The sequence below is a fragment of the Agrobacterium sp. CFBP 3001 genome (assembly GCF_027871605.1).
Lineage (GTDB): Bacteria > Pseudomonadota > Alphaproteobacteria > Rhizobiales > Rhizobiaceae > Agrobacterium > Agrobacterium leguminum.
The window spans coordinates 616,543-634,718 of sequence record NZ_JAQAHD010000001.1 but is presented as its reverse complement, the minus strand read 5'-3'; the positions used below and the strand labels follow the sequence as shown (position 1 = coordinate 634,718).

The window sequence follows — 18,176 nt, the reverse complement described above, 5'->3', positions numbered from 1 at the left end:
TCAATCAGCCCGTCAGTGCGAGCCGATCTTGATGATGGTGATGATGTAGAACAGCACCACCAGGCCGGCGAGCAGGACGCCGAGCGCGATGTTTCGCCCACGTCTCGATTTTTTCTGCGCCGCGCTCAGTTCCACCGTTTCCATCACAGGACTCCCGACATGACGGCCTTCAGGGCCGGCGCGAAATGATCGGCCAGAAGGCCGGAGAAAATCGCAAAAAGGTAAAGCACCGAATAGGCGAACATCTTCTTGGCCGGCAGCATCTTCTCGTCGCCCTCAGGCATGCGCCGGACATCGAGCGAACAGTAAACGAAGATCGCGCTCAGAACGGCGGCGAAAATGCCGTAACCGGCGCTCGCAAGGCCGGTGAAATAAGGCGCAACGGCCGCGGCCGCCGTCAGCACCGCATAAACGATCATCTGGTTCTTGGTGGAGCGTTCGCCGACCACGTTCGGCATCATGGGAATGCCGACGGCGCCGTAATCGCGCATCTTGAACAGCGCCAGCGCCCAGAAATGCGCCGGTGTCCACAGGAAGATGATGAGGAACAGGATGATGCTGTCCAGCGAAACGCCGCCGGTGACGCAGGCCCAGCCGAGCATGGGCGGGAAAGCGCCGGCCGCGCCGCCGATGACGATGTTCTGCGGCGTCGAGCGTTTCAGCCACATCGTATAGATGACGGCGTAAAAGAAGATGGTGAAGGCGAGCAGGCCGGCGGAGAACCAGTTGACCGCAAGGCCGAGAATGACCACCGAAAAGGCCGACAGCGTCAGCCCGAAGGCCAGCGCCTCGCGCGGCGCGATGCGGCCGGACGGGATCGGCCGCCGGGCGGTGCGGCTCATCACAGCGTCGATATCGGCATCGTACCACATGTTGAGCGCACCGGATGCGCCCGCGCCAACGGCGATGCAGAGAATGGCGATGATGCCGAGCACCGGGTTGATTTCACCCGGCGCCAGCACGAGACCCGCAAAGGCCGTGAAGACGACGAGCGACATGACGCGCGGCTTCAGCAATTCGAAATAATCGCGCGCGCCGGCTTCCGAAAGTTCGGAGCCCTTCACGCCCAGCATGTCGCGATTGTCGATAATGCTCATTTCCTGTCCTGTTTCCTTCGAACGCCGCGTGAAGCGACGTCCCCTGCACCGGCCCGAAAAAAATGTGATTTCCGGCATGCGCGATGCGTCAATTCATGGGTCCCGAACGTCCTGGCATGAGCGGCGCCGGGGAAAACCGATGCCATTTTCCGGCTTTTCGCCGCACGCTGCCGCCATTCGTCTGCGCTTGCATTTCATAAAGGCCAGATTTGGCATTTATCACGTCCGGGGCATGTATCACGTCGGACGGCAGGCATCGCTTGGACAAAATGTCACGCGGCAGGAGAGACTGCCCGTTCGGGAAACGGCACGGACCGAACCGCGCCGTCCCTCATTTTCAGCGCCGGGAATTCGCAGGCCCTGCCCGCTCCTTCCGGCCCGCGCATCAACGAATGCGCGGCAGCTGTTCCCACTGGTGGTAGGGCGGCGGCGAAGACAGCTGCCATTCGAGCGTCGTCGCACCTTCACCCCAGGGGTTGTTGCCGGCGATCCGCTTCTTTGCGAAGGCTTCCCAGACGCAGAAGAGGAAGATCAGCACGCCGACGGCCGAGATGTAGGAACCGTAGGAGGATACCATGTTCCAGCCGGCATAGGCATCGGGATAATCGATGTAGCGGCGCGGCATGCCCGCAAGACCGAGGAAGTGCTGCGGGAAGAACACGAGGTTCACGCCCACGAACATGACCCAGAAATGCAGCTTGCCGAGGAACTCGCTGTACATGTAGCCGGTGATCTTCGGGAACCAGTAATACCAGCCGGCAAAGATCGCGAAGACCGCGCCGAGCGACAGAACGTAGTGGAAGTGCGCCACCACGTAATAGGTATCGTGCAGCGAACGGTCGAGACCGGCATTGGCGAGCTGGACGCCGGTGACGCCGCCGACCGTGAACAGGAAGATGAAGCCGATCGCCCAGACCATCGGGGTCGAGAAGGTCAGCGAACCGCCCCACATGGTCGCAATCCACGAGAAGATCTTGATACCCGTCGGCACCGCTATGACCATGGTGGCGAAGACGAAATAACGCTGCGCTTCGAGCGACAGGCCGACCGTGTACATGTGGTGGGCCCAGACGATGAAGCCGACGGCGCCGATGGCGACCATGGCGTAGGCCATGCCGAGGTAACCGAAGACCGGCTTCTTGGAGAAGGTGGAGACGATGTGGCTGATGATGCCGAAGCCCGGCAGGATCAGGATGTAGACTTCCGGATGGCCGAAGAACCAGAACAGGTGCTGGTAAAGGATCGGGTCACCGCCGCCTTCCGGCGAGAAGAATGCCGTGCCGAAGTTGCGGTCGGTCAGAAGCATGGTGATGCCGCCTGCCAGAACCGGCAGCGAAAGCAGCAGCAGGAACGCGGTGACGAGGACCGACCAGGCGAAGAGCGGCATCTTGTGCAGCGTCATGCCCGGAGCGCGCATGTTGAGGATGGTGGTGATGAAGTTGATCGCACCGAGGATCGACGACGCGCCCGAAACGTGCAGCGCGAAGATCGCCAGATCCACCGCCGGTCCCGGCATGCCGCTGGTCGATAGAGGCGGATACATGGTCCAGCCGCCACCGACACCGTAGGCGCCCGCAGGGCCCTCGACGAAGAGCGAGAGAATGAGAAGGATGAAAGCCGGAACGATCAGCCAGAAGGAAATGTTGTTCAGGCGCGGGAAAGCCATGTCCGGAGCGCCGATCATGATCGGGATCATCCAGTTGGCGAAACCGCCGATCAGCGCCGGCATGACCATGAAGAAGATCATGATCAGCGCGTGCGCGGTGGTGAACACGTTGAACATGTGCTTGCCGCCATCGATGGCGGCGTCACCCTCGAAGCCGTAAACCATGGACGCCAGACCGTGGAAAATCTGGATGCCCGGCTCCTGCAGCTCCATGCGCATGACGACGGAAAGCCCGCCGCCGACGATGCCGGCGATGATCGCGAAGATCAGATAGAGAGTGCCGATGTCCTTGTGGTTGGTCGACAGGAACCAGCGGGCGAAGAAGCCCGGCGTATGGGAATGATGCGCATCATGCGAATGATCGTCATGTGCGGAATGACCATGCGAGTGATGATCGTCGTGTGCGGAAGGTCCAGCCATTGTCCTCACTCCAGAGTCAGTTGGTTTCGTTGGCGGCAACGTCGACGGTGCGCGGAGCGCCATCGACAGAGGCCATCAGCGCCCGGTTCGCGCCGCTCAGGTCAGAAGCGGCGGCGGTGAGCCAGGTGTTGTACTGCTGTTCGGAAACCACCCGAATGGCGATTGGCATGAAGGCATGGTCCTTGCCGCAAAGCTCGGAACACTGACCGTAATAAAGGCCCTCTTTTTCCGCCTTGAACCAGGTTTCGTTCAGGCGGCCGGGAACGGCGTCGATCTTGACGCCGAAAGCCGGCATGGCGAAGGAATGGATCACATCCGTCGGTGCGGCGGTGACGAGCAGGCGAACGGTCTTGCCGACCGGAACGACCATTTCATTGTCTACCGCCAGAAGACGCGGATAGCGGGCCCTGTCTTCCTTGCCCGCGGCGGCGCGATCCTGGTCCTTCAGCATGTAGCTGTCGAATGAAACCGGCTCGGCGCCTTCGGCGGCCGTATATTCATAGCTCCACAGCCATTGCGTGGCGGTCGCCTTCAGCGTCACGTCGGGGTTTTCCGGCTGCGTGAGCTGCGCGTTCAAGAGATTGAACGACGGGAAAGCAAGGAACAGAAGAATGAGAACCGGCGCCAGCGTCCAGACCACCTCGATCGCCGTGTTATGGCTGGTCTTGGAAGCCACCGGATTTTTCGCGGCGCGGAATTTCAGGGCGACGACGATGAGCAGCGCAAGAACGAAAAGCGTAACCGGAACAATGAACCAGAGCGTATATTGTTCAAACCAGCGTATTTCGTGCATGATCGGCGTGGCGGCCTCCTGCATGCCCATTTGCCAATGCACCGGCTGATCGGCGTGGGCGCCGACAGCCGTGAGCAGACAGGTCATCCCCGCCAGTGCTGCGTAAATCCTATTCGTCACGGTACCCTCTCCCTCACGCGTCTGATCTAGATCAATCACAGACGCAGAATCCATGCTTATGGTACTAACTTCAAACCACAGTTTGTCCTCTGCCGCAATATGCGTCGGGACACGGATGCGCCCCAATTTTGCCATTGGTCAATCCACGGCGACTTTCTCTCACCCCACGCCTCACCGGACCGGCCGAACGCGGTTTCAAACAGCCCAAATGCGACAAAGCCCCTTCTCACAGCCGGTTTTGCCGCCAGTTTCATCGCCGGATAATGAATGTCGCGCCGGGCAAATCACACGCCCATCCCGCAAGACAGGTCCTATTTCCGCCCAACTCCGCTGGAATTGAAGGCCTGAGGCTTTTTTTTCCGGATTATGGCGTCAAAATAGCCGCACTGATTCGAATCCCAGAGGTATCCATGCGTCTTTCCCCGCTCGCGCGCACTTTTCTTGCCGCCGCCGGTCTTGCCATCATCGCTCCTGCCGCTGCGGCGCTGGCGCAACAGCAGCCGCCCGGCACGCCGAAGTCGACGCACGGAGCATGGTCTGTCATCTGCGACAAGCCGGCGGGCGCGTCCGAAGAACAATGCGCGCTGATGCAGAACGTGATCGCCGATGACCGCCCGGAAGTTGGGCTTTCGGTGGTGGTGCTGAAGACGGCCGACCGCAAGTCGCGCATCCTGCGCATCCTCGCACCGCTTGGCGTGCTTTTGAAGGATGGCATGGAGCTTTATATCGACAATAATAATATCGGCCGCGCCTATTTCACCCGCTGCTTCTCCGAAGGCTGCTATGTGGAAGTGGATATCGACGACGAGTTGCTGAAGGTTCTGCGCGCTGGCAAGAATGCCGTTTTCGCACTGCGCGAAGCCGTGGATCAGGATCGCGTGGGTATTCCGATCGAGCTTTCCGGCTTTGCCGAGGGATATGACGCGCTTCCCTGAGTAGAACGCCTTGCTTTTTCAGCTGATAACTATATCTTGAGAGTATAGTTTTAGTCATTACTGAAAAGCATGAGAGACAAAAGATCGCCAAGCTTGCAATTCATCTGCGGCGTTGCCATATGTTATGCCGCAATTGCATTTATGGCGGCTTATGCTCGCAAGAACGGGATATTTTTCCGATCTCCACATGATTGGCAAAGCATCGAGCTTGCCCTAACGGTCGTGTCCGGCAACCAGCTTGCCTATTTTCACTGGCAGCGCCTAGCGCCTGACTCCAGCAATCATTGGTCACGGCTGGCATTCCCGATGCTCCTCCATCAACTGTGGATCTGCATTGCTGCTTTCGTTGTGGTGCATCTTATCTTCAAGCTAACCTAAACCCCGGTACGCTTTGGCTTGCCAGCGGCGCCACGCGATCCTACATGCTTGCCGGACACTATTCAGTTTGGAGCCTCCCATGACCGACGATCTTGTAAAACTCTTCGATTGCGACGAAACGCAATTGCGCAAGCTCGTCGGCGAGGCGCTTGCCGGCGCTGACGATGGCGAGCTTTTCATCGAACATGCCCAGGCCGAATCGCTTACTTTCGATAATGGCCGGCTGAAGGGCGGTTCTTTCAACACCGATCAGGGTTTCGGCCTGCGCGCCGTCGTAGGCGAGACGGTTGGCTATGCCCATGCGGGTGAGCTTTCGCAAAGTGCGCTGAAACGTGCTTCCGATGCAGTGGGCGCGGTGACCAAGGGTTATTCCGGCTCTTATGCCGCCGCACCGCAGCGCACCAACAAGAAGCTTTATGGCGACGAGAACCCCATCGGCAGCCCGAGCTTCGAGGAAAAGGTGAAGCTCCTCACCGATATCGATGCCTATCTGCGTGACAAGGACGACAAGGTCCGGCAGGTGACGGCGACCATTTCGGCAAGCTGGCAGGTGGTGGACATCCTGCGGGCCGACGGCCATCGCGTCAGCGATATCCGGCCGATGACCCGCATCAATGTTTCCGTCGTGGCCGGCGAAGGCGACCGGCAGGAAAGCGGCTCCTACGGCATTGGCGGCCGCGTCGGCTTCAGCGATTTCATCACCACGGAAAACTGGCAGCGCGGTGCGGATGAAGCGCTGCGCCAGGCGCTCGTCAACCTCACCGCCATCGATGCGCCGGCCGGCACCATGGATGTGGTGCTCGGTTCCGGCTGGCCGGGCGTCATGCTGCACGAGGCGGTGGGCCACGGTCTGGAAGGCGATTTCAACCGCAAGAAAACCTCGGCCTTCGCCGGCCTGATGGGCGAAATGGTTGCCGCCCCCGGCGTGACCGTCGTGGATGACGGCACCATCGACAGCCGCCGCGGCTCGCTGACGATAGACGATGAAGGGACGCCTTCCGGCTATAATGTGCTGATCGAGAACGGCAGGCTGGTCGGTTACATGCAGGACCGGCAGAACGCCCGGCTGATGGGCGCCAGGCCCACCGGCAACGGCCGCCGGCAGGGCTACGCCTATGTGCCGATGCCGCGCATGACCAATACCTATATGCTGTCGGGCGACAAGACGCCGGAAGAGATCATCGCCTCCGTGAAGAAGGGCATCTATGCCGTTTCCTTCGGCGGGGGCCAGGTGGATATCACCTCCGGCAAATTCGTGTTCGGCTGCACCGAGGCCTACCTCATCGAAAACGGCAGGATCGGCGCGCCGGTAAAGGGCGCGATGCTGATCGGCAACGGGCCGGATGCGATGAAGCGCGTCTCGATGATCGGCAACGATTCCAAGCTCGATACCGGCATCGGCAATTGCGGCAAGGCCGGACAATGGGTGCCGGTCGGCGTCGGCCAGCCGCATCTGCGCATGGACCAGATCACCGTCGGCGGTACGAAGGCTTAGTTCCGCGGCGCATGCGCGGCCGCGGGAAATGTCGAACCTGCCGTGACAGCCCTCACCCGCAGCGTCGCCATCCCGTCAGCCCATAACCCCGCACATGGCTGCCATGATGAGGTTTCCTCTGGCATGCGGCCGGTAAGACGGTAAGATCATCCCTCATGGCAGGCCCCTCCTCCCACCCCGGGCCTGCGCGGCAAAGGAGACCATGACCATCATACGAAATGCCCTCGTTCCTGAACTCGCCGTCAGCGACTGGCAGAAAAGCCGCGCCTTTTATTGCGACCTGATCGGTTTTCATGTGGTCTATGAGCGCCCCGAGGAGGGTTTCACCTATCTGGCGCTGGGGGATGCCCAGCTGATGATCGACCAGATCGGCGCGACCCGGACATTCGTGACGGACAATGCCGCGCTCGAATTTCCGCTCGGCCGCGGCATGAACCTGCAACTTGCCGTCCCCTCCCTGCAACCCATTCTCTCCCGGCTGGAGCGATCCTCCATCGACCTCGTCATGCCGCTGGAGGAAAAATGGTACAGACGCGGCACGGTCGAAGTGGGCAACCGGCAATTCATCGTCGCCGATCCGGACGGTTATCTGATCCGCCCGTTCGAGAGCCTCGGCGAACGCCCCTTCCGGTTCGGTTAAGCCATGCTGCCTTTTCTTCCGCAGGCCGTGGTTTTCGACATGGACGGATTGCTGATCGAGAGCGAGAGGCTCTATCGCGATTCATTTCTGGCTGCCTCGGATGAAGGCGGCCATGGCATGAAGGTCGAGACCTATCAGAAGGTCTGCGGCAGCCCGTGGGACGTCATCACCGGCACCATCTTTGCCGACTATGGTGCGGATTTTCCCATCGACAGCTTCCGCGACGCCTGGCTCCGGCATCTTGGCATGATGATGGCGGAGGGCGTGGCGCTGAAGCCGGGCGTCATCGACATTCTCGATCTGCTCGACCGGCTCGATATCCGCCGCGCCATCGCCACCTCGTCGCGGCACGATTCGGTGACGCGCCATCTCGGGCCGCACGATCTTCTCAAACGTTTCGACACCATCGTCGCACGCGGCGACTATACCGAACCGAAACCCGCACCCATGCCCTATCTCACCGCAGCCCGACGGCTTTCGCTCGATCCGGGCCGCTGCCTTGCGCTGGAAGACTCGTACTCAGGCGTGCGCTCGGCGACATCGGCGGGCATGATGACGATCATGGTGCCGGACGTGGCGCCGCCGACCGAGGAAATGCGGGAGAAGTGCATTGCCGTTGCAAACGACCTGCATGCGGTGGCGGCCATGTTGGAAAAGCTGGAGTCTTCAGGGTTTTGACGGCGTAAAGCGCCACTTACGCTCGATCGCACCTTCAATATCGAGACCGTTATAATGGGCCAGCAACAGCACATGGCCGAGCAGATCGGCGGCTTCATCGGCCAGATCCCGCTTCATCTCCTCTTTGCTCCTGCCCTTAATGCGCCCCCGTCCTGTCAGCCGATTCCAGGCCTGTGTGACCTCGCCAACCTCTTCCTGAAGCTTCAGCATGTACCAGTCCGGGTCGCGGAATATTCCGTTTTCAGCGGCATATTTTTGCGAGGCCTCTTCAAACCGAGGCATCATGTCAGCAAACATTTGTTCATCCTTTGTTCATGCGCTACAACTCTAATCATGATTCTCTGACGGCGTCGACCCGTCAGGGCGTCACGCCGCCATGAACTGAAATTTCCGCGACATGTACATGCAAGCGGGATAGAGAAAAGCTATTCGAACAATGGTGCCATCGCCCATGTCCAACCTCGATTTTTTCTCGTCCCTCATCACCGCACATAGTCCGACGCTGCTCGCCATGTTTGCGGGCGCCGCCTTTCTCGCCGGCCTTGCCCGCGGCTTTTCCGGTTTCGGTGCGGCGCTCATCTTCATCCCGCTCGCAAGCGCCATCGTCGGGCCGCGTGTCGCCTCGGCAGTGCTGCTGGTGGTGGACGCCGTGCTGACGCTCGGCATGATACCGCCCGCATGGCGCATGGCGGACCGGCGCGAAGTCTTCATCATGGCGGCCGGCGCCTTTGTCGGCGTGCCGCTTGGAACCATGCTGCTTTCCAACGGCGATCCGCTGACGCTGCGCTGGATCATCTCCGCCGTCGTCGTGATGCTGCTGTTGTTTCTGCTTTCCGGCTGGCGTTACAGCGGCCGGCCGAAGACGCCGCTGACCCTCTTCACCGGGTTTCTGGCCGGGCTGTTTTCGGGTGCTGCGCAACTGGGCGGTCCACCGGTCGTCGCCTATTGGCTCGGCGGCGCGCTCAAAGGCGCCTTCGTGCGCGCCAATGTCATTTTATATTTCGCGATCTCGACCGTGATCTCCACCGGCAGCTATTTCGTCAGCGGCCTGTTCACCGCCGATGTCTTCGTCTTTTTCCTGCTCGCCCTGCCCTTTTACGGGGCCGGGCTTTATGCCGGCGCGCGACTGCACGGGCTTGCCGACGAGGCGGCGTTCCGGCGCATCTGCTATGGGCTGATCGCCATCTCCGCCGTCATCGGCCTGCCGCTGTTCGATTCGCTGCTGAAATAGGCAGGCCGAAAATGGCCTGCCCGACCGCCCTTAGGGATACATGCGGACCTTGGACCATGCACCGTCAGGCGTCTCGCGGCGGAATTCGATGCGGTCATGCAGGCGGAACTTGCGGTCGTGCCAGAATTCGATGCTGAGCGGCCGGATGCGGAAGCCGGACCAGTAGGACGGGCGCGGAATATCGCCGATGGCATATCTGGCGGTATATTCCGCCACGGCCTTTTCCAGTGCGAAACGGCCTTCGAGAGGACGTGACTGCTTGGAAGCCCAGGCGCCGATGCGGCTGCCGCGCGGGCGCGAGGCGTAATAGGCATCCGCCTCTTCGTCGCTCACGATCTCCACCTCGCCGCGCAGGCGCACCTGTCGCCGCAGGCTTTTCCAGTGGAAACACATGGCCGCTTTTTTCTGGCCGAGGATCTCCTGGCCCTTCTGGCTTTCGAAATTCGTGTAGAAAACAAAGCCGCGGTCGTCGACGCCTTTCAGCAGCACCATGCGCACATTCGGCAGGCCATTTTCGTCCACGGTGGCAAGCGCTACCGCATTCGGATCGTTGATTTCGGAAGCCGTCGCATCCTTCAGCCATTCGGCAAAAAGCGTGAACGGTTCATTTTCTTCCGTGAAGTCACTGGATGTTAACCCCGTTTCCGACATATTGACTAAAATGCTCCCGAGCTGATTTGGACCCCAGAGATGATCTCTGGTGAAAGATGGTGACCGTCATAGCAAAGTCGAACAGTCGAACAAAGAGCCTCCTTTCGTCGGTAGCGGAAGTTTCCGCCGTCGTGTCAATGCTTGTGGTGCTGAGCGGCTGCGTCAGCCTCGACCTGTTCGGCGGCGACAAGGTCGACCGCTCGCTTTCCACGGCCTCCATTCCCAACCAGCCGAACAATGCGCCGCAGACGGACGATGCGACGATCCGCAATGCGGTAACGTCGGCCGATCTCGCCAAGCTCGCCGACCAGCCGCTGCCCTGGGCCAATGCCGCCACCGGCAGCGCCGGCGTCGTCACCGCCATTCACGAAGACAAATCCAGCGGCTTCGTCTGCCGCGATTTCAGGACGACGCGACACTCCTTCGAGGGCGTTGCGAGCTATGCGGGACAGGCCTGCCTCTCGGAAACCGGCGAATGGCTGCTGACCCGCTTCGAGCAGAAATAATCTGTTTACCCTTAAATATGGAATAGAGCCGGCCCGGGTGCGGCGCGCTTCCTCCGTAAAGGAGTGATTAGCAACTTATTGCAACAGTCGACGTTGATTAAACCGAGGGCGTGCAGGCGAATGATCGCAGGCATCCCTTTTCGGAGGGGTTAGTTTCAGGATTGCGCCATGAAGGGCGGCAGCGCCTGAGCCAACGTAACTGGTGTTTCGCATGCGCGATCCATATTCGATCCTCGGCGTAAAACGTGACGCCCGCCACGAGGAAATCAAGGCCGCCTGGCGCACGAAGGCGAAAACCGTCCATCCGGACGCCAATCGCGACGATCCCGACGCCTCGGCGCGATTCGCCGAGATCGGGCAGGCCTATGATCTTCTCAAAGACCCGAAAAAGCGCGATCTCTACGATCAGGCCCGCAGGGCAGCCGAAAAGAAGCAGCGCGGCGAAACCATCATGCAGCAGCGGGAAGCCGCGCGCGAGGCTGCCGAGCGCGCCAAGGCCGCCGAAAAGCTGATGGAGGAACTGGCCCGCGCCGACGCCCGCAACCGGGCGCAGACCGGCCAGAAAACCGACGCCAAGGCGGAAACCGCCGAAGATATCGTCGAACGGATTTTTGGCGCGGAAGCACAAAACGATCCCAAGGTGCAGCAGGCGGCGGAAGCGGCAAAGGCTGCCGCGGGCCCCGCAAAAAGCGATATGCCGGGTGCCGGCGAGACCGCGCAGCCCGGCGCCGGCGATGACAGGACAGCGCCCGCATCGCTCGCCGCCAATCTTTTCAGCGCTCTGGTGCGCCGTTTCCGCACGCCGCAGCCGGCTGCCGAAAAAGCGCCGGACATCACTGCGGAGGCCACCGTCACGGTCGCCGATCTGCTGGAACACAAGTGGATTACCGTGTCGCTTGCCGACGAACGCGAGGTTCGTTTCCAGCTCGAAGCCGGCATGAGCGACGGACACGTGGTCCGGCTGAAGGGACAGGGGCTGAAGCTACCCAACATGGCGCGCGGCGACCTTGCCGTGACATTGCTGACCGCCCGTGACGACGCGTTTTCCCTTCGTGGCTTCGATATTCACACGACGCTGCCGATCTCGCTCAGCGATGCGGTTCTGGGGTGTGAAACGAAAGTCAGGACTCCGCTCGGTGAGGAAAACATCACCATTCCGGCCTGGTCCGGCTCCGACCGTGTGCTGAGGCTTACCGGCAAGGGGCTCGCCGACGGCAAGGGCGGACAGGGCGATCTCGTCATCGAATTGCGCATCGTTCTCTTGGAAAAGCCGGACGAAAAGGTGACCGACCTGATGCGGCACATGCGCGAAGGCCTTTATTTGTGAAAGTTTTGCGAATAGCCGGGACAACGCACCCTTTGTTACGCTCCCTAACAGTTGATGATCTTTGGCAATCTTGAACAGGATTGCAGCCTATGCCATAGGCAGGACCGATCAAAAGTACTAGGGAGCATAAAATGGCTCAGGCATCCGGCCTCATGGCTGGCAAACGCGGCCTCATCATGGGTGTCGCCAATAATCGTTCCATCGCTTGGGGCATCGCCAAGGCCTGTGCCGACGCGGGCGCGGAAGTTGCGCTGACCTGGCAGGGCGACGCGCTGAAGAAGCGTGTCGAGCCGCTGGCGCAGGAACTGGGCGCCTTCATGGCCGGTCACTGCGATGTGACCGATCTCGAGACGATCGATGCGGTTTTTGCCGGGCTGGAAAAGCACTGGGGCAAGATCGACTTCGTCGTGCACGCCATCGCCTTTTCCGACAAGGATGAGCTGACCGGCCGTTACCTCGATACCAGCCGCGACAATTTCAACCGCACCATGGACATTTCCGTCTTCTCGCTGGCCGCCGTTGCCAAGCGCGCCGAGCCGGTCATGAATGACGGCGGCTCGATCATCACGCTGACCTATTACGGCGCGGAAAAGGTCATGCCGAACTACAACGTCATGGGCGTGGCCAAGGCTGCTCTCGAGGCCAGCGTGCGTTATCTCGCCGTCGACCTCGGCAATCGCGGCATCCGCGTCAACGCCGTTTCCGCCGGCCCGATCAAGACGCTTGCAGCTTCCGGCATCGGCGACTTCCGCTATATTCTGAAGTGGAACGAATATAATGCGCCGCTGAAGCGCACCGTTTCCATCGAGGAAGTCGGCAAGTCGGCGCTTTACCTGCTGTCCGACCTTTCGACCGGCGTGACCGGCGAAATCCACCATGTCGATTCCGGTTACCACACCATCGGCATGAAGGCGGTGGATGCGCCTGACATTTCGGTGGTGAAGGACTAAGCCTGAAAAGTGTGAAGAACGGGGTATCGCCTTGCTCGTCTATGTGATCCGGCACGGACAAACGGACTGGAATGCGATACGCCGGCTTCAGGGCCAGAAAGACATTCCGCTCAACGATTTCGGCCGCCAGCAGGCGGTCGGTAACGGCAAACTGCTTGCGCAGCTGCTGGGAGAACAGGCCACGGATTTCGACTATGTGGCGAGCCCGCTCGGGCGCACGCGCGAGACCATGGAACTGATGCGCGGCGCGATGGGCCTCGATCCCAAGGCCTATCGTACCGACGATCGCCTGATCGAAGTTTCCTTCGGCGACTGGGAAGGGCAAACCCTGCCGGAGCTGAAAAAAGAGTTCCCGGACCGGGTGAAGGCGCGCAAGGCCAACAAATGGGATTTCATTCCCCCCGGCCAGGATGCCGAAAGCTATGAAATCCTCTCCTGGCGCATCGGCGCATGGCTTTCCTCCGTCGAGGTTCCGACGATATGCGTCTGCCATGGCGGCGTCATCCGCTCGATCTTCCGGCTGGTCTCCGGCATGGACAAGGACGAGGCGTCAAGGACGCAAATTCCGCAGGACCGGATTTTGAAGGTCGAGATCGACAGGAATAGTGCGGAGTGGATTTGGTGAGAGATCACGGGGCATAACCCTCTGCATCGTCCTACTCGAGCAGCCCGTATATTTGGCGCAAAGGCCGCCGCGTATTTCTTCTCCCCGTCGGGGAGAAGGTGGCCCGAAGGGTCGGATGAGGGGGCAACTATAGCTATAGACCGCACCCTTGCCCCCTCATCCCGCTGCCGCGGACTTCTCCCCGACGGGGAAGAAACAAGAGGCATCCGCTCGTTTCACAACGGAGGTTTTGGCGTGAGGGGCTGGTGCTTACTGCACGACCTGAAGATCGTCGACCACGCGTTTCCCATCCACTTCCGTGTAGAAAACCACGACCTTCACGCCCGCTTTCAGACCTTCGAAATTGAACTCTTCCGGCACGCGATAGGTCTTGCCGTCGTTGAGCGTAATGCTCAGCCCATTGGCATCGATCTTGCTGATCGTGCCTTCCACGTCGACGCTCTGGGCGTAGCCGTTGATGGGCATCAGGAGGTTGGCGGTGGCCAGAAGGGCGGCAATCATCATACGCATCGATCTAGCTTTCGTGGATTTGCGTGAAAACCTTACATGCATGAAGAATTGCCTTTCGAATGTGGCGGAAATTGCCCGCAACCATGACATTTTCGGCCCAATTGATGAACGGATTTGGGATCGTGTTCAAGCCGTTAGTGATTTTTACACCGCATTTCCCGGCAATATTGGAAAACTCCGGATTAACGTGGAAAACGACGGCGCTTTTACATTTTCGTCATTTCGAAAAACGTCTTCGGCCGGCGCGAATCGCCCCGTTGCCCTCTTCCCCGTGCCACGCCAGAAATGAGGGCGCGGACATGCGGGTCTCCAGTCAGGGCGCCGTGCCCTGCACTTATCCCGCCGCAGCGAAAGAAAGGCTTTTGCCTTGCCCGGATTTTCCACTAAGACAAATCCGCTTGTTTTAAACGGCGCTCCCCGCAGGCGCCCTGTTTTCCGGTTTTGAAAATATGTCGCATAACAGTTTCGGTCATCTTTTCCGCGTTACCACCTGGGGAGAAAGCCACGGGCCTGCACTCGGCTGCGTGGTGGATGGCTGCCCGCCCGGCATTCGCTTCACCCTTGCCGAGGTGCAGCACTGGATGGACAAACGCAAACCGGGCCAAAGCCGTTTCGTGACGCAGCGCCGCGAGGATGACATCGTCAAGGTTCTCTCCGGCGTGATGCTGGATGAGGACGGCGAGACGATGATAACCACCGGCACGCCGATTTCCATGCTGATCGAAAATACCGACCAGCGCTCCAAGGATTACGGCGAGATCGCCAAGCGCTTCCGCCCCGGCCATGCGGATTTCACCTATGACCTGAAATACGGCATTCGCGACTATCGCGGCGGCGGACGTTCTTCCGCGCGCGAGACGGCGGCGCGTGTCGCGGCCGGTGCGATTGCCCGCAAGGTGGTGCCGAGCCTCAATGTGCGCGGCGCGCTGGTGCAGATCGGCAAGCACAAAATCAACCGCGACAACTGGGATTGGGCTCAGGTCGACCAGAACCCGTTCTTCTGCCCGGATGCCGCCATGGTGCCAGTGTGGGAAGAGTATCTCGACGGCATCCGCAAGGCCGGCTCCTCCATCGGGGCCGTCGTCGAAGTGGTGGCGGAAGGGGTTCCGGCCGGCATCGGCGCGCCGATCTATGCCAAGCTCGATCAGGATATCGCCTCCAGCCTGATGTCGATCAACGCCGTCAAGGGCGTGGAGATCGGCGAAGGTTTCGCCTCGGCCGAGCTTTCCGGCGAGGAAAATGCCGATGAGATGCGCATGGGCAATGACGGCAAGCCGATCTTCCTCTCCAACCATGCCGGCGGCATTCTGGGCGGCATTGCGACCGGCGAGCCTGTCATCGCCCGCTTCGCCATCAAGCCCACCTCCTCCATTCTGACGGAGCGTCTTTCCATCGATACCGACGGCAACAATGTGGATGTGCGCACCAAGGGCCGCCACGACCCCTGCGTCGGCATCCGCGCCGTGCCTATCGGCGAAGCGATGATCGCCTGCACCGTTGCCGACCATTATCTGAGGGATCGCGGCCAGACCGGCCGTTTGAAGTGAGGGGATATCGCCATGGCCTATGACCAGAAACGCGTCGTGGACGCCATCCGCGCTTTCGAAGCCGGCGAAATCGTTGTCGTGACCGATGATGACGACCGTGAGAACGAAGGCGATCTGATCATTTCGGCGGTTCACTGCACGCCGGAGAAGATGGCGCTGATCGTGCGCCACACCTCCGGTATCGTCTGTGCGCCCATGCCGCGCGAGGAAGCCAAGCGGCTGAACCTCAACGCCATGGTGGCGGAAAATGACAGCGCGCATACCACGGCCTTCACCGTCAGCGTCGATTTCAAGCACGGCACCACGACAGGCATTTCCGCCGATGACCGCACGCTCACGGTGCGCAACCTTGCCAATCCCAATGTTGGTGCCTCCGATTTCACCCGGCCGGGCCACATCTTCCCGCTGATTTCCCGCGAGGGCGGCGTCTTGATGCGCTCCGGCCATACCGAAGCGGCGGTCGATCTCTGCCGGCTCGCCGGCCTGCCGCCCATCGGTGTCATCAGCGAGCTGGTGAATGACGACGGCACGGTGATGCGCGGCCCGCAGGTGCTGGATTTCGCCGAAAAACACGGCATGAAGCACGTTTCGGTCGCCGATCTCATCGCCTATCGCCAGCGCAAGGAAACGCTGGTGGAGATGGAGTCCTCCTTCACCATCGAGACGCCCTTCGGACCAGCCAAGGCGCAGACCTATTCCCTGCCCTGGGACCCGATGCAGCATATGGCGGTGATTTTCGGCGATATCCGCGACGGCATCGACATTCCCGTGCGCCTGCACCCCGAAAACGTGGCCGACGATGTGTTCGGCGACCGCCAGCCGGTGCGGCATTATATGCAGAAGATCGCCGAAGAAGGCCGCGGCGTCATCGTCTATCTGCGCGAAGGCTCCGTCGGCGTCGGCCAGGTGGCTGGACGTCGCAAGGCCCGTGATCCGGATGAGGCGCATGCGCAGGCCCGTTCGCGCGAAAACGAATGGCTGGAAATCGGCCTCGGCGCGCAAATCCTGAAAGACCTCGGCATCAGCTCCATCAAGCTGATGACCACGCGGGAGCGACATTATGTTGGCCTGGAAGGCTTCGGCATCAAGATTTCGGCGACGGATATCGGGTGATTTTGAGCGCTGTCTAGCTTTACCGCGCAATTGTGAGGCGAGCGGGTTCCGCTCGTTTCTTCTCCCCGACGGGGAGAAGTCCGCGGCAGCGGGATGAGGGGGCAAGCTCTCCGCATATCTCTGCCGTTGCCCCCTCATCCGACCCTTCGGGCCACCTTCTCCCCGGCGGGGAGAAGAAACAAGCGGCAATGCCGTGCTTCCTCAAGGACGATAACAACGGGGTGTGGGATGCGCCTTTCTCATGACACCCAGAGCCACGGACCTCATTTTTCCTCCCGCCAGCCCTCCAGATAATTCACGCTCTCCACCCCGGTAAACTTCGCCAGCCTCACCAGTTCCGCGTCGAGCTTCTCCAGCCGACCGGCCGAAGCACGCACACCGGGCTCCAGCCACAGGCGGCGCACATCCAGCGTGCCGCGCTTGCGATCCGCCTTCATATCGATGCGGCCGATCAGCCGGTCACCCTCCAGAAGCGGGAAGACATAATAGCCATATTGCCGTTTCGACTCGGGCACGAAGACCTCGATGCGGTAATAGAAGCCGAACAGCCGCTCCGTGCGGTTTCGGTCGCGCAGCAGCGGGTCGAAGGGGCTGAGAACACGGACGCGGGCGGAAGGTTCCGGCACGTCGGTCAGGTCGGCGGTGAAATCGGCAAAGGCAAAAGACGGGCGGGCATTGTCTCCATCGCTGGAAAGAAGCGAGACCTCGCAGAGTTCATCGCGATGGTTCTTGACCCAGTCCCTCGCCTCCTGCGGGGTGACGAGATCGAAAAAGGCGGCGATTTCGCCATGGGTGGCGAAACCCAGCCGCTTCAGCGCCTGACGGCAGGCCCAGTCAACGAATTCGGCGTGTTCTACTTCGGTTTCGTGATGCTCGCCGGGAATGACCCGTTCGGCGAGATCATAGACCTTCTGGAAATTGACGCGGCCGGCAATCGCGAGCTTGCCGGTGTGCCAGAGATATTCAAGTGCGGTCTTGGAAGGATGCCAGTTCCACCAGCCGCCGGACTGGTGCCCCTCCTCCTTCAGCTCCCGTGCCAGAACCGGGCCGGTGGCGGCGATGCGCTCCAGCGTTTCGCCGAAAGCCGCATCGAAACCCTCGCCGTGCCATTTGCGCCAGCGCTCCTGAATGATCGGCTCGCGGCGACGGAAACGGTGTTTCCAATAGGGATAAAATTCCGTCGGCAGGATGGAGGCGTCATGCGTCCAGTGCTCGAAAAGCGCCCGGTCCTTTTCCAAAAGCGTGGTCAGATGGCCGCGCCTGTAGGTCTGGTTGCGGGAGAAAATAATCTGGTGGTGGGCGCGCTCCACCGTGCCGATGCTGTCCACCTGCACAAAACCGATATCGGTGATGAGCTGCAGCAGGCCATCCTTGGAAAGCGCCTTGCCGGGCGGAGAGGAAAGCCCCTGCCGCGCCAGAAAAATCCGCCTTGCCGCTTCGTTTGAAACCTTGATCACCATGGAGGAGAAGGTATGACGGCTTTTTCGCGATTGC

At 60.7% G+C, this 18,176-nt stretch carries 20 protein-coding genes; 12 read left to right on the top strand and 8 right to left on the bottom strand.

Annotation, left to right across the window (positions count from 1 at the left end; translation table 11 throughout):
* Positions 1–12 precede the first annotated feature (12 nt).
* The 4 genes from PH605_RS03105 to coxB form a co-directional block, all read right to left on the bottom strand.
* Positions 13–144 (bottom strand): hypothetical protein, encoded by a 132-nt coding sequence (locus tag PH605_RS03105; RefSeq protein ID WP_003521105.1) that lies wholly within the window; start codon positions 142–144, stop codon positions 13–15.
* Entirely contained in the window at positions 144–1,097 is a 954-nt protein-coding gene (gene cyoE / locus PH605_RS03100) for a heme o synthase (protein WP_003521104.1), read from the bottom strand. The genes PH605_RS03105 and cyoE overlap by 1 nt, the downstream gene beginning before the upstream one ends.
* A 385-nt stretch (positions 1,098–1,482) precedes the next feature.
* A complete protein-coding gene (ctaD, locus tag PH605_RS03095) occupies positions 1,483–3,183 on the bottom strand; it encodes a cytochrome c oxidase subunit I (RefSeq protein WP_003521103.1) in 1,701 nt (566 codons plus the stop codon).
* Positions 3,184–3,199: 16 nt separating this feature from the next.
* Positions 3,200–4,063, bottom strand: coding sequence for a cytochrome c oxidase subunit II (gene coxB, locus PH605_RS03090; RefSeq protein ID WP_003521102.1), 864 nt, complete (start codon positions 4,061–4,063; stop codon positions 3,200–3,202).
* A gap of 443 nt (positions 4,064–4,506) precedes the next feature.
* On the opposite strand from coxB, the gene PH605_RS03085 reads away from it, so the two are divergent.
* The 4 genes from PH605_RS03085 (at position 4,507) to PH605_RS03070 (ending at position 8,222) form a co-directional block, all read left to right on the top strand.
* Positions 4,507–5,031 (top strand): invasion associated locus B family protein, encoded by a 525-nt coding sequence (locus tag PH605_RS03085; RefSeq protein WP_003521101.1) that lies wholly within the window; start codon positions 4,507–4,509, stop codon positions 5,029–5,031.
* A gap of 457 nt (positions 5,032–5,488) precedes the next feature.
* Complete coding sequence (gene tldD / locus PH605_RS03080) at positions 5,489–6,904, top strand: metalloprotease TldD (protein WP_142843956.1); 1,416 nt, start codon at positions 5,489–5,491, stop codon at positions 6,902–6,904.
* Positions 6,905–7,106: 202 nt separating this feature from the next.
* Positions 7,107–7,544: a bleomycin resistance protein gene (locus tag PH605_RS03075; RefSeq protein ID WP_003521098.1), complete on the top strand. Its 438-nt coding sequence runs from the start codon at positions 7,107–7,109 to the stop codon at positions 7,542–7,544.
* Between the two features lie 3 nt (positions 7,545–7,547).
* A complete protein-coding gene (locus PH605_RS03070; protein WP_065654312.1) occupies positions 7,548–8,222 on the top strand; it encodes an HAD family hydrolase in 675 nt (224 codons plus the stop codon).
* Here PH605_RS03070 and PH605_RS03065 read toward each other — a convergent pair.
* On the bottom strand, positions 8,211–8,519 hold the full coding sequence (locus PH605_RS03065) for a MazG nucleotide pyrophosphohydrolase domain-containing protein (protein ID WP_065654313.1): 309 nt from the start codon (positions 8,517–8,519) through the stop codon (positions 8,211–8,213). The two genes, PH605_RS03070 and PH605_RS03065, sit on opposite strands and share 12 nt — an antisense overlap.
* A gap of 154 nt (positions 8,520–8,673) precedes the next feature.
* Here PH605_RS03065 and PH605_RS03060 point away from each other — a divergent pair, with 154 nt between their 5' ends.
* On the top strand, positions 8,674–9,453 hold the full coding sequence (locus PH605_RS03060) for a sulfite exporter TauE/SafE family protein (protein WP_161987661.1): 780 nt from the start codon (positions 8,674–8,676) through the stop codon (positions 9,451–9,453).
* Positions 9,454–9,483: 30 nt separating this feature from the next.
* Here the strand turns inward: PH605_RS03060 and pdxH are convergent, their stop codons facing one another.
* Positions 9,484–10,104, bottom strand: coding sequence for a pyridoxamine 5'-phosphate oxidase (pdxH, locus tag PH605_RS03055; RefSeq protein ID WP_080852561.1), 621 nt, complete (start codon positions 10,102–10,104; stop codon positions 9,484–9,486).
* Between the two features lie 56 nt (positions 10,105–10,160).
* Between pdxH and PH605_RS03050 the strand changes: the two genes are divergently transcribed.
* The 4 genes from PH605_RS03050 (at position 10,161) to PH605_RS03035 (ending at position 13,512) form a co-directional block, all read left to right on the top strand.
* On the top strand, positions 10,161–10,610 hold the full coding sequence (locus tag PH605_RS03050; RefSeq protein ID WP_065654315.1) for an RT0821/Lpp0805 family surface protein: 450 nt from the start codon (positions 10,161–10,163) through the stop codon (positions 10,608–10,610).
* Between the two features lie 211 nt (positions 10,611–10,821).
* A complete protein-coding gene (locus PH605_RS03045; protein WP_142843957.1) occupies positions 10,822–11,937 on the top strand; it encodes a DnaJ C-terminal domain-containing protein in 1,116 nt (371 codons plus the stop codon).
* Between the two features lie 131 nt (positions 11,938–12,068).
* Complete coding sequence (fabI, locus tag PH605_RS03040; protein ID WP_003521090.1) at positions 12,069–12,887, top strand: enoyl-ACP reductase FabI; 819 nt, start codon at positions 12,069–12,071, stop codon at positions 12,885–12,887.
* Positions 12,888–12,918: 31 nt separating this feature from the next.
* Positions 12,919–13,512 (top strand): histidine phosphatase family protein, encoded by a 594-nt coding sequence (locus PH605_RS03035; RefSeq protein WP_065654316.1) that lies wholly within the window; start codon positions 12,919–12,921, stop codon positions 13,510–13,512.
* Between the two features lie 249 nt (positions 13,513–13,761).
* On the opposite strand, the gene PH605_RS03030 is transcribed toward PH605_RS03035, so the two are convergent.
* The gene (locus PH605_RS03030; protein ID WP_003521088.1) at positions 13,762–14,022 is read right to left on the bottom strand and encodes a DUF1344 domain-containing protein; all 261 of its coding nucleotides are present in this window, start codon (positions 14,020–14,022) and stop codon (positions 13,762–13,764) included.
* A gap of 40 nt (positions 14,023–14,062) precedes the next feature.
* Between PH605_RS03030 and PH605_RS03025 the strand changes: the two genes are divergently transcribed.
* From PH605_RS03025 to ribB, 3 genes are all read left to right on the top strand, one after another.
* Complete coding sequence (locus tag PH605_RS03025; protein WP_162540015.1) at positions 14,063–14,311, top strand: hypothetical protein; 249 nt, start codon at positions 14,063–14,065, stop codon at positions 14,309–14,311.
* A gap of 160 nt (positions 14,312–14,471) precedes the next feature.
* Positions 14,472–15,569 (top strand): chorismate synthase, encoded by a 1,098-nt coding sequence (gene aroC / locus PH605_RS03020; protein ID WP_080856033.1) that lies wholly within the window; start codon positions 14,472–14,474, stop codon positions 15,567–15,569.
* 12 nt (positions 15,570–15,581) lie between these two features.
* Entirely contained in the window at positions 15,582–16,682 is a 1,101-nt protein-coding gene (gene ribB / locus PH605_RS03015) for a 3,4-dihydroxy-2-butanone-4-phosphate synthase (RefSeq protein WP_003521085.1), read from the top strand.
* Between the two features lie 263 nt (positions 16,683–16,945).
* Here ribB and PH605_RS03010 read toward each other — a convergent pair whose 3' ends face one another.
* Positions 16,946–18,142 (bottom strand): winged helix-turn-helix domain-containing protein, encoded by a 1,197-nt coding sequence (locus PH605_RS03010; RefSeq protein WP_142844249.1) that lies wholly within the window; start codon positions 18,140–18,142, stop codon positions 16,946–16,948.
* Between the last annotated feature and the right edge of the window lie 34 nt (positions 18,143–18,176).

Coding starts and splice junctions, on each gene's coding strand:
- ribB (WP_003521085.1), top strand. CDS start 15,582: ATGGCCTATGACCAGAAACGCGTCGTGGACGCCATCCGCGCTTTCGAA.
- PH605_RS03045 (WP_142843957.1), top strand. CDS start 10,822: ATGCGCGATCCATATTCGATCCTCGGCGTAAAACGTGACGCCCGCCAC.
- pdxH (WP_080852561.1), bottom strand. CDS start 10,104: ATGTCGGAAACGGGGTTAACATCCAGTGACTTCACGGAAGAAAATGAA.
- PH605_RS03105 (WP_003521105.1), bottom strand. CDS start 144: ATGGAAACGGTGGAACTGAGCGCGGCGCAGAAAAAATCGAGACGTGGG.
- aroC (WP_080856033.1), top strand. CDS start 14,472: ATGTCGCATAACAGTTTCGGTCATCTTTTCCGCGTTACCACCTGGGGA.
- PH605_RS03065 (WP_065654313.1), bottom strand. CDS start 8,519: ATGTTTGCTGACATGATGCCTCGGTTTGAAGAGGCCTCGCAAAAATAT.
- tldD (WP_142843956.1), top strand. CDS start 5,489: ATGACCGACGATCTTGTAAAACTCTTCGATTGCGACGAAACGCAATTG.
- coxB (WP_003521102.1), bottom strand. CDS start 4,063: ATGACCTGTCTGCTCACGGCTGTCGGCGCCCACGCCGATCAGCCGGTG.
- PH605_RS03075 (WP_003521098.1), top strand. CDS start 7,107: ATGACCATCATACGAAATGCCCTCGTTCCTGAACTCGCCGTCAGCGAC.
- PH605_RS03050 (WP_065654315.1), top strand. CDS start 10,161: ATGGTGACCGTCATAGCAAAGTCGAACAGTCGAACAAAGAGCCTCCTT.
- PH605_RS03025 (WP_162540015.1), top strand. CDS start 14,063: ATGAAGAATTGCCTTTCGAATGTGGCGGAAATTGCCCGCAACCATGAC.
- PH605_RS03010 (WP_142844249.1), bottom strand. CDS start 18,142: ATGGTGATCAAGGTTTCAAACGAAGCGGCAAGGCGGATTTTTCTGGCG.
- PH605_RS03060 (WP_161987661.1), top strand. CDS start 8,674: ATGTCCAACCTCGATTTTTTCTCGTCCCTCATCACCGCACATAGTCCG.
- PH605_RS03070 (WP_065654312.1), top strand. CDS start 7,548: ATGCTGCCTTTTCTTCCGCAGGCCGTGGTTTTCGACATGGACGGATTG.
- fabI (WP_003521090.1), top strand. CDS start 12,069: ATGGCTCAGGCATCCGGCCTCATGGCTGGCAAACGCGGCCTCATCATG.
- cyoE (WP_003521104.1), bottom strand. CDS start 1,097: ATGAGCATTATCGACAATCGCGACATGCTGGGCGTGAAGGGCTCCGAA.
- ctaD (WP_003521103.1), bottom strand. CDS start 3,183: ATGGCTGGACCTTCCGCACACGACGATCATCACTCGCATGGTCATTCC.
- PH605_RS03030 (WP_003521088.1), bottom strand. CDS start 14,022: ATGCGTATGATGATTGCCGCCCTTCTGGCCACCGCCAACCTCCTGATG.
- PH605_RS03085 (WP_003521101.1), top strand. CDS start 4,507: ATGCGTCTTTCCCCGCTCGCGCGCACTTTTCTTGCCGCCGCCGGTCTT.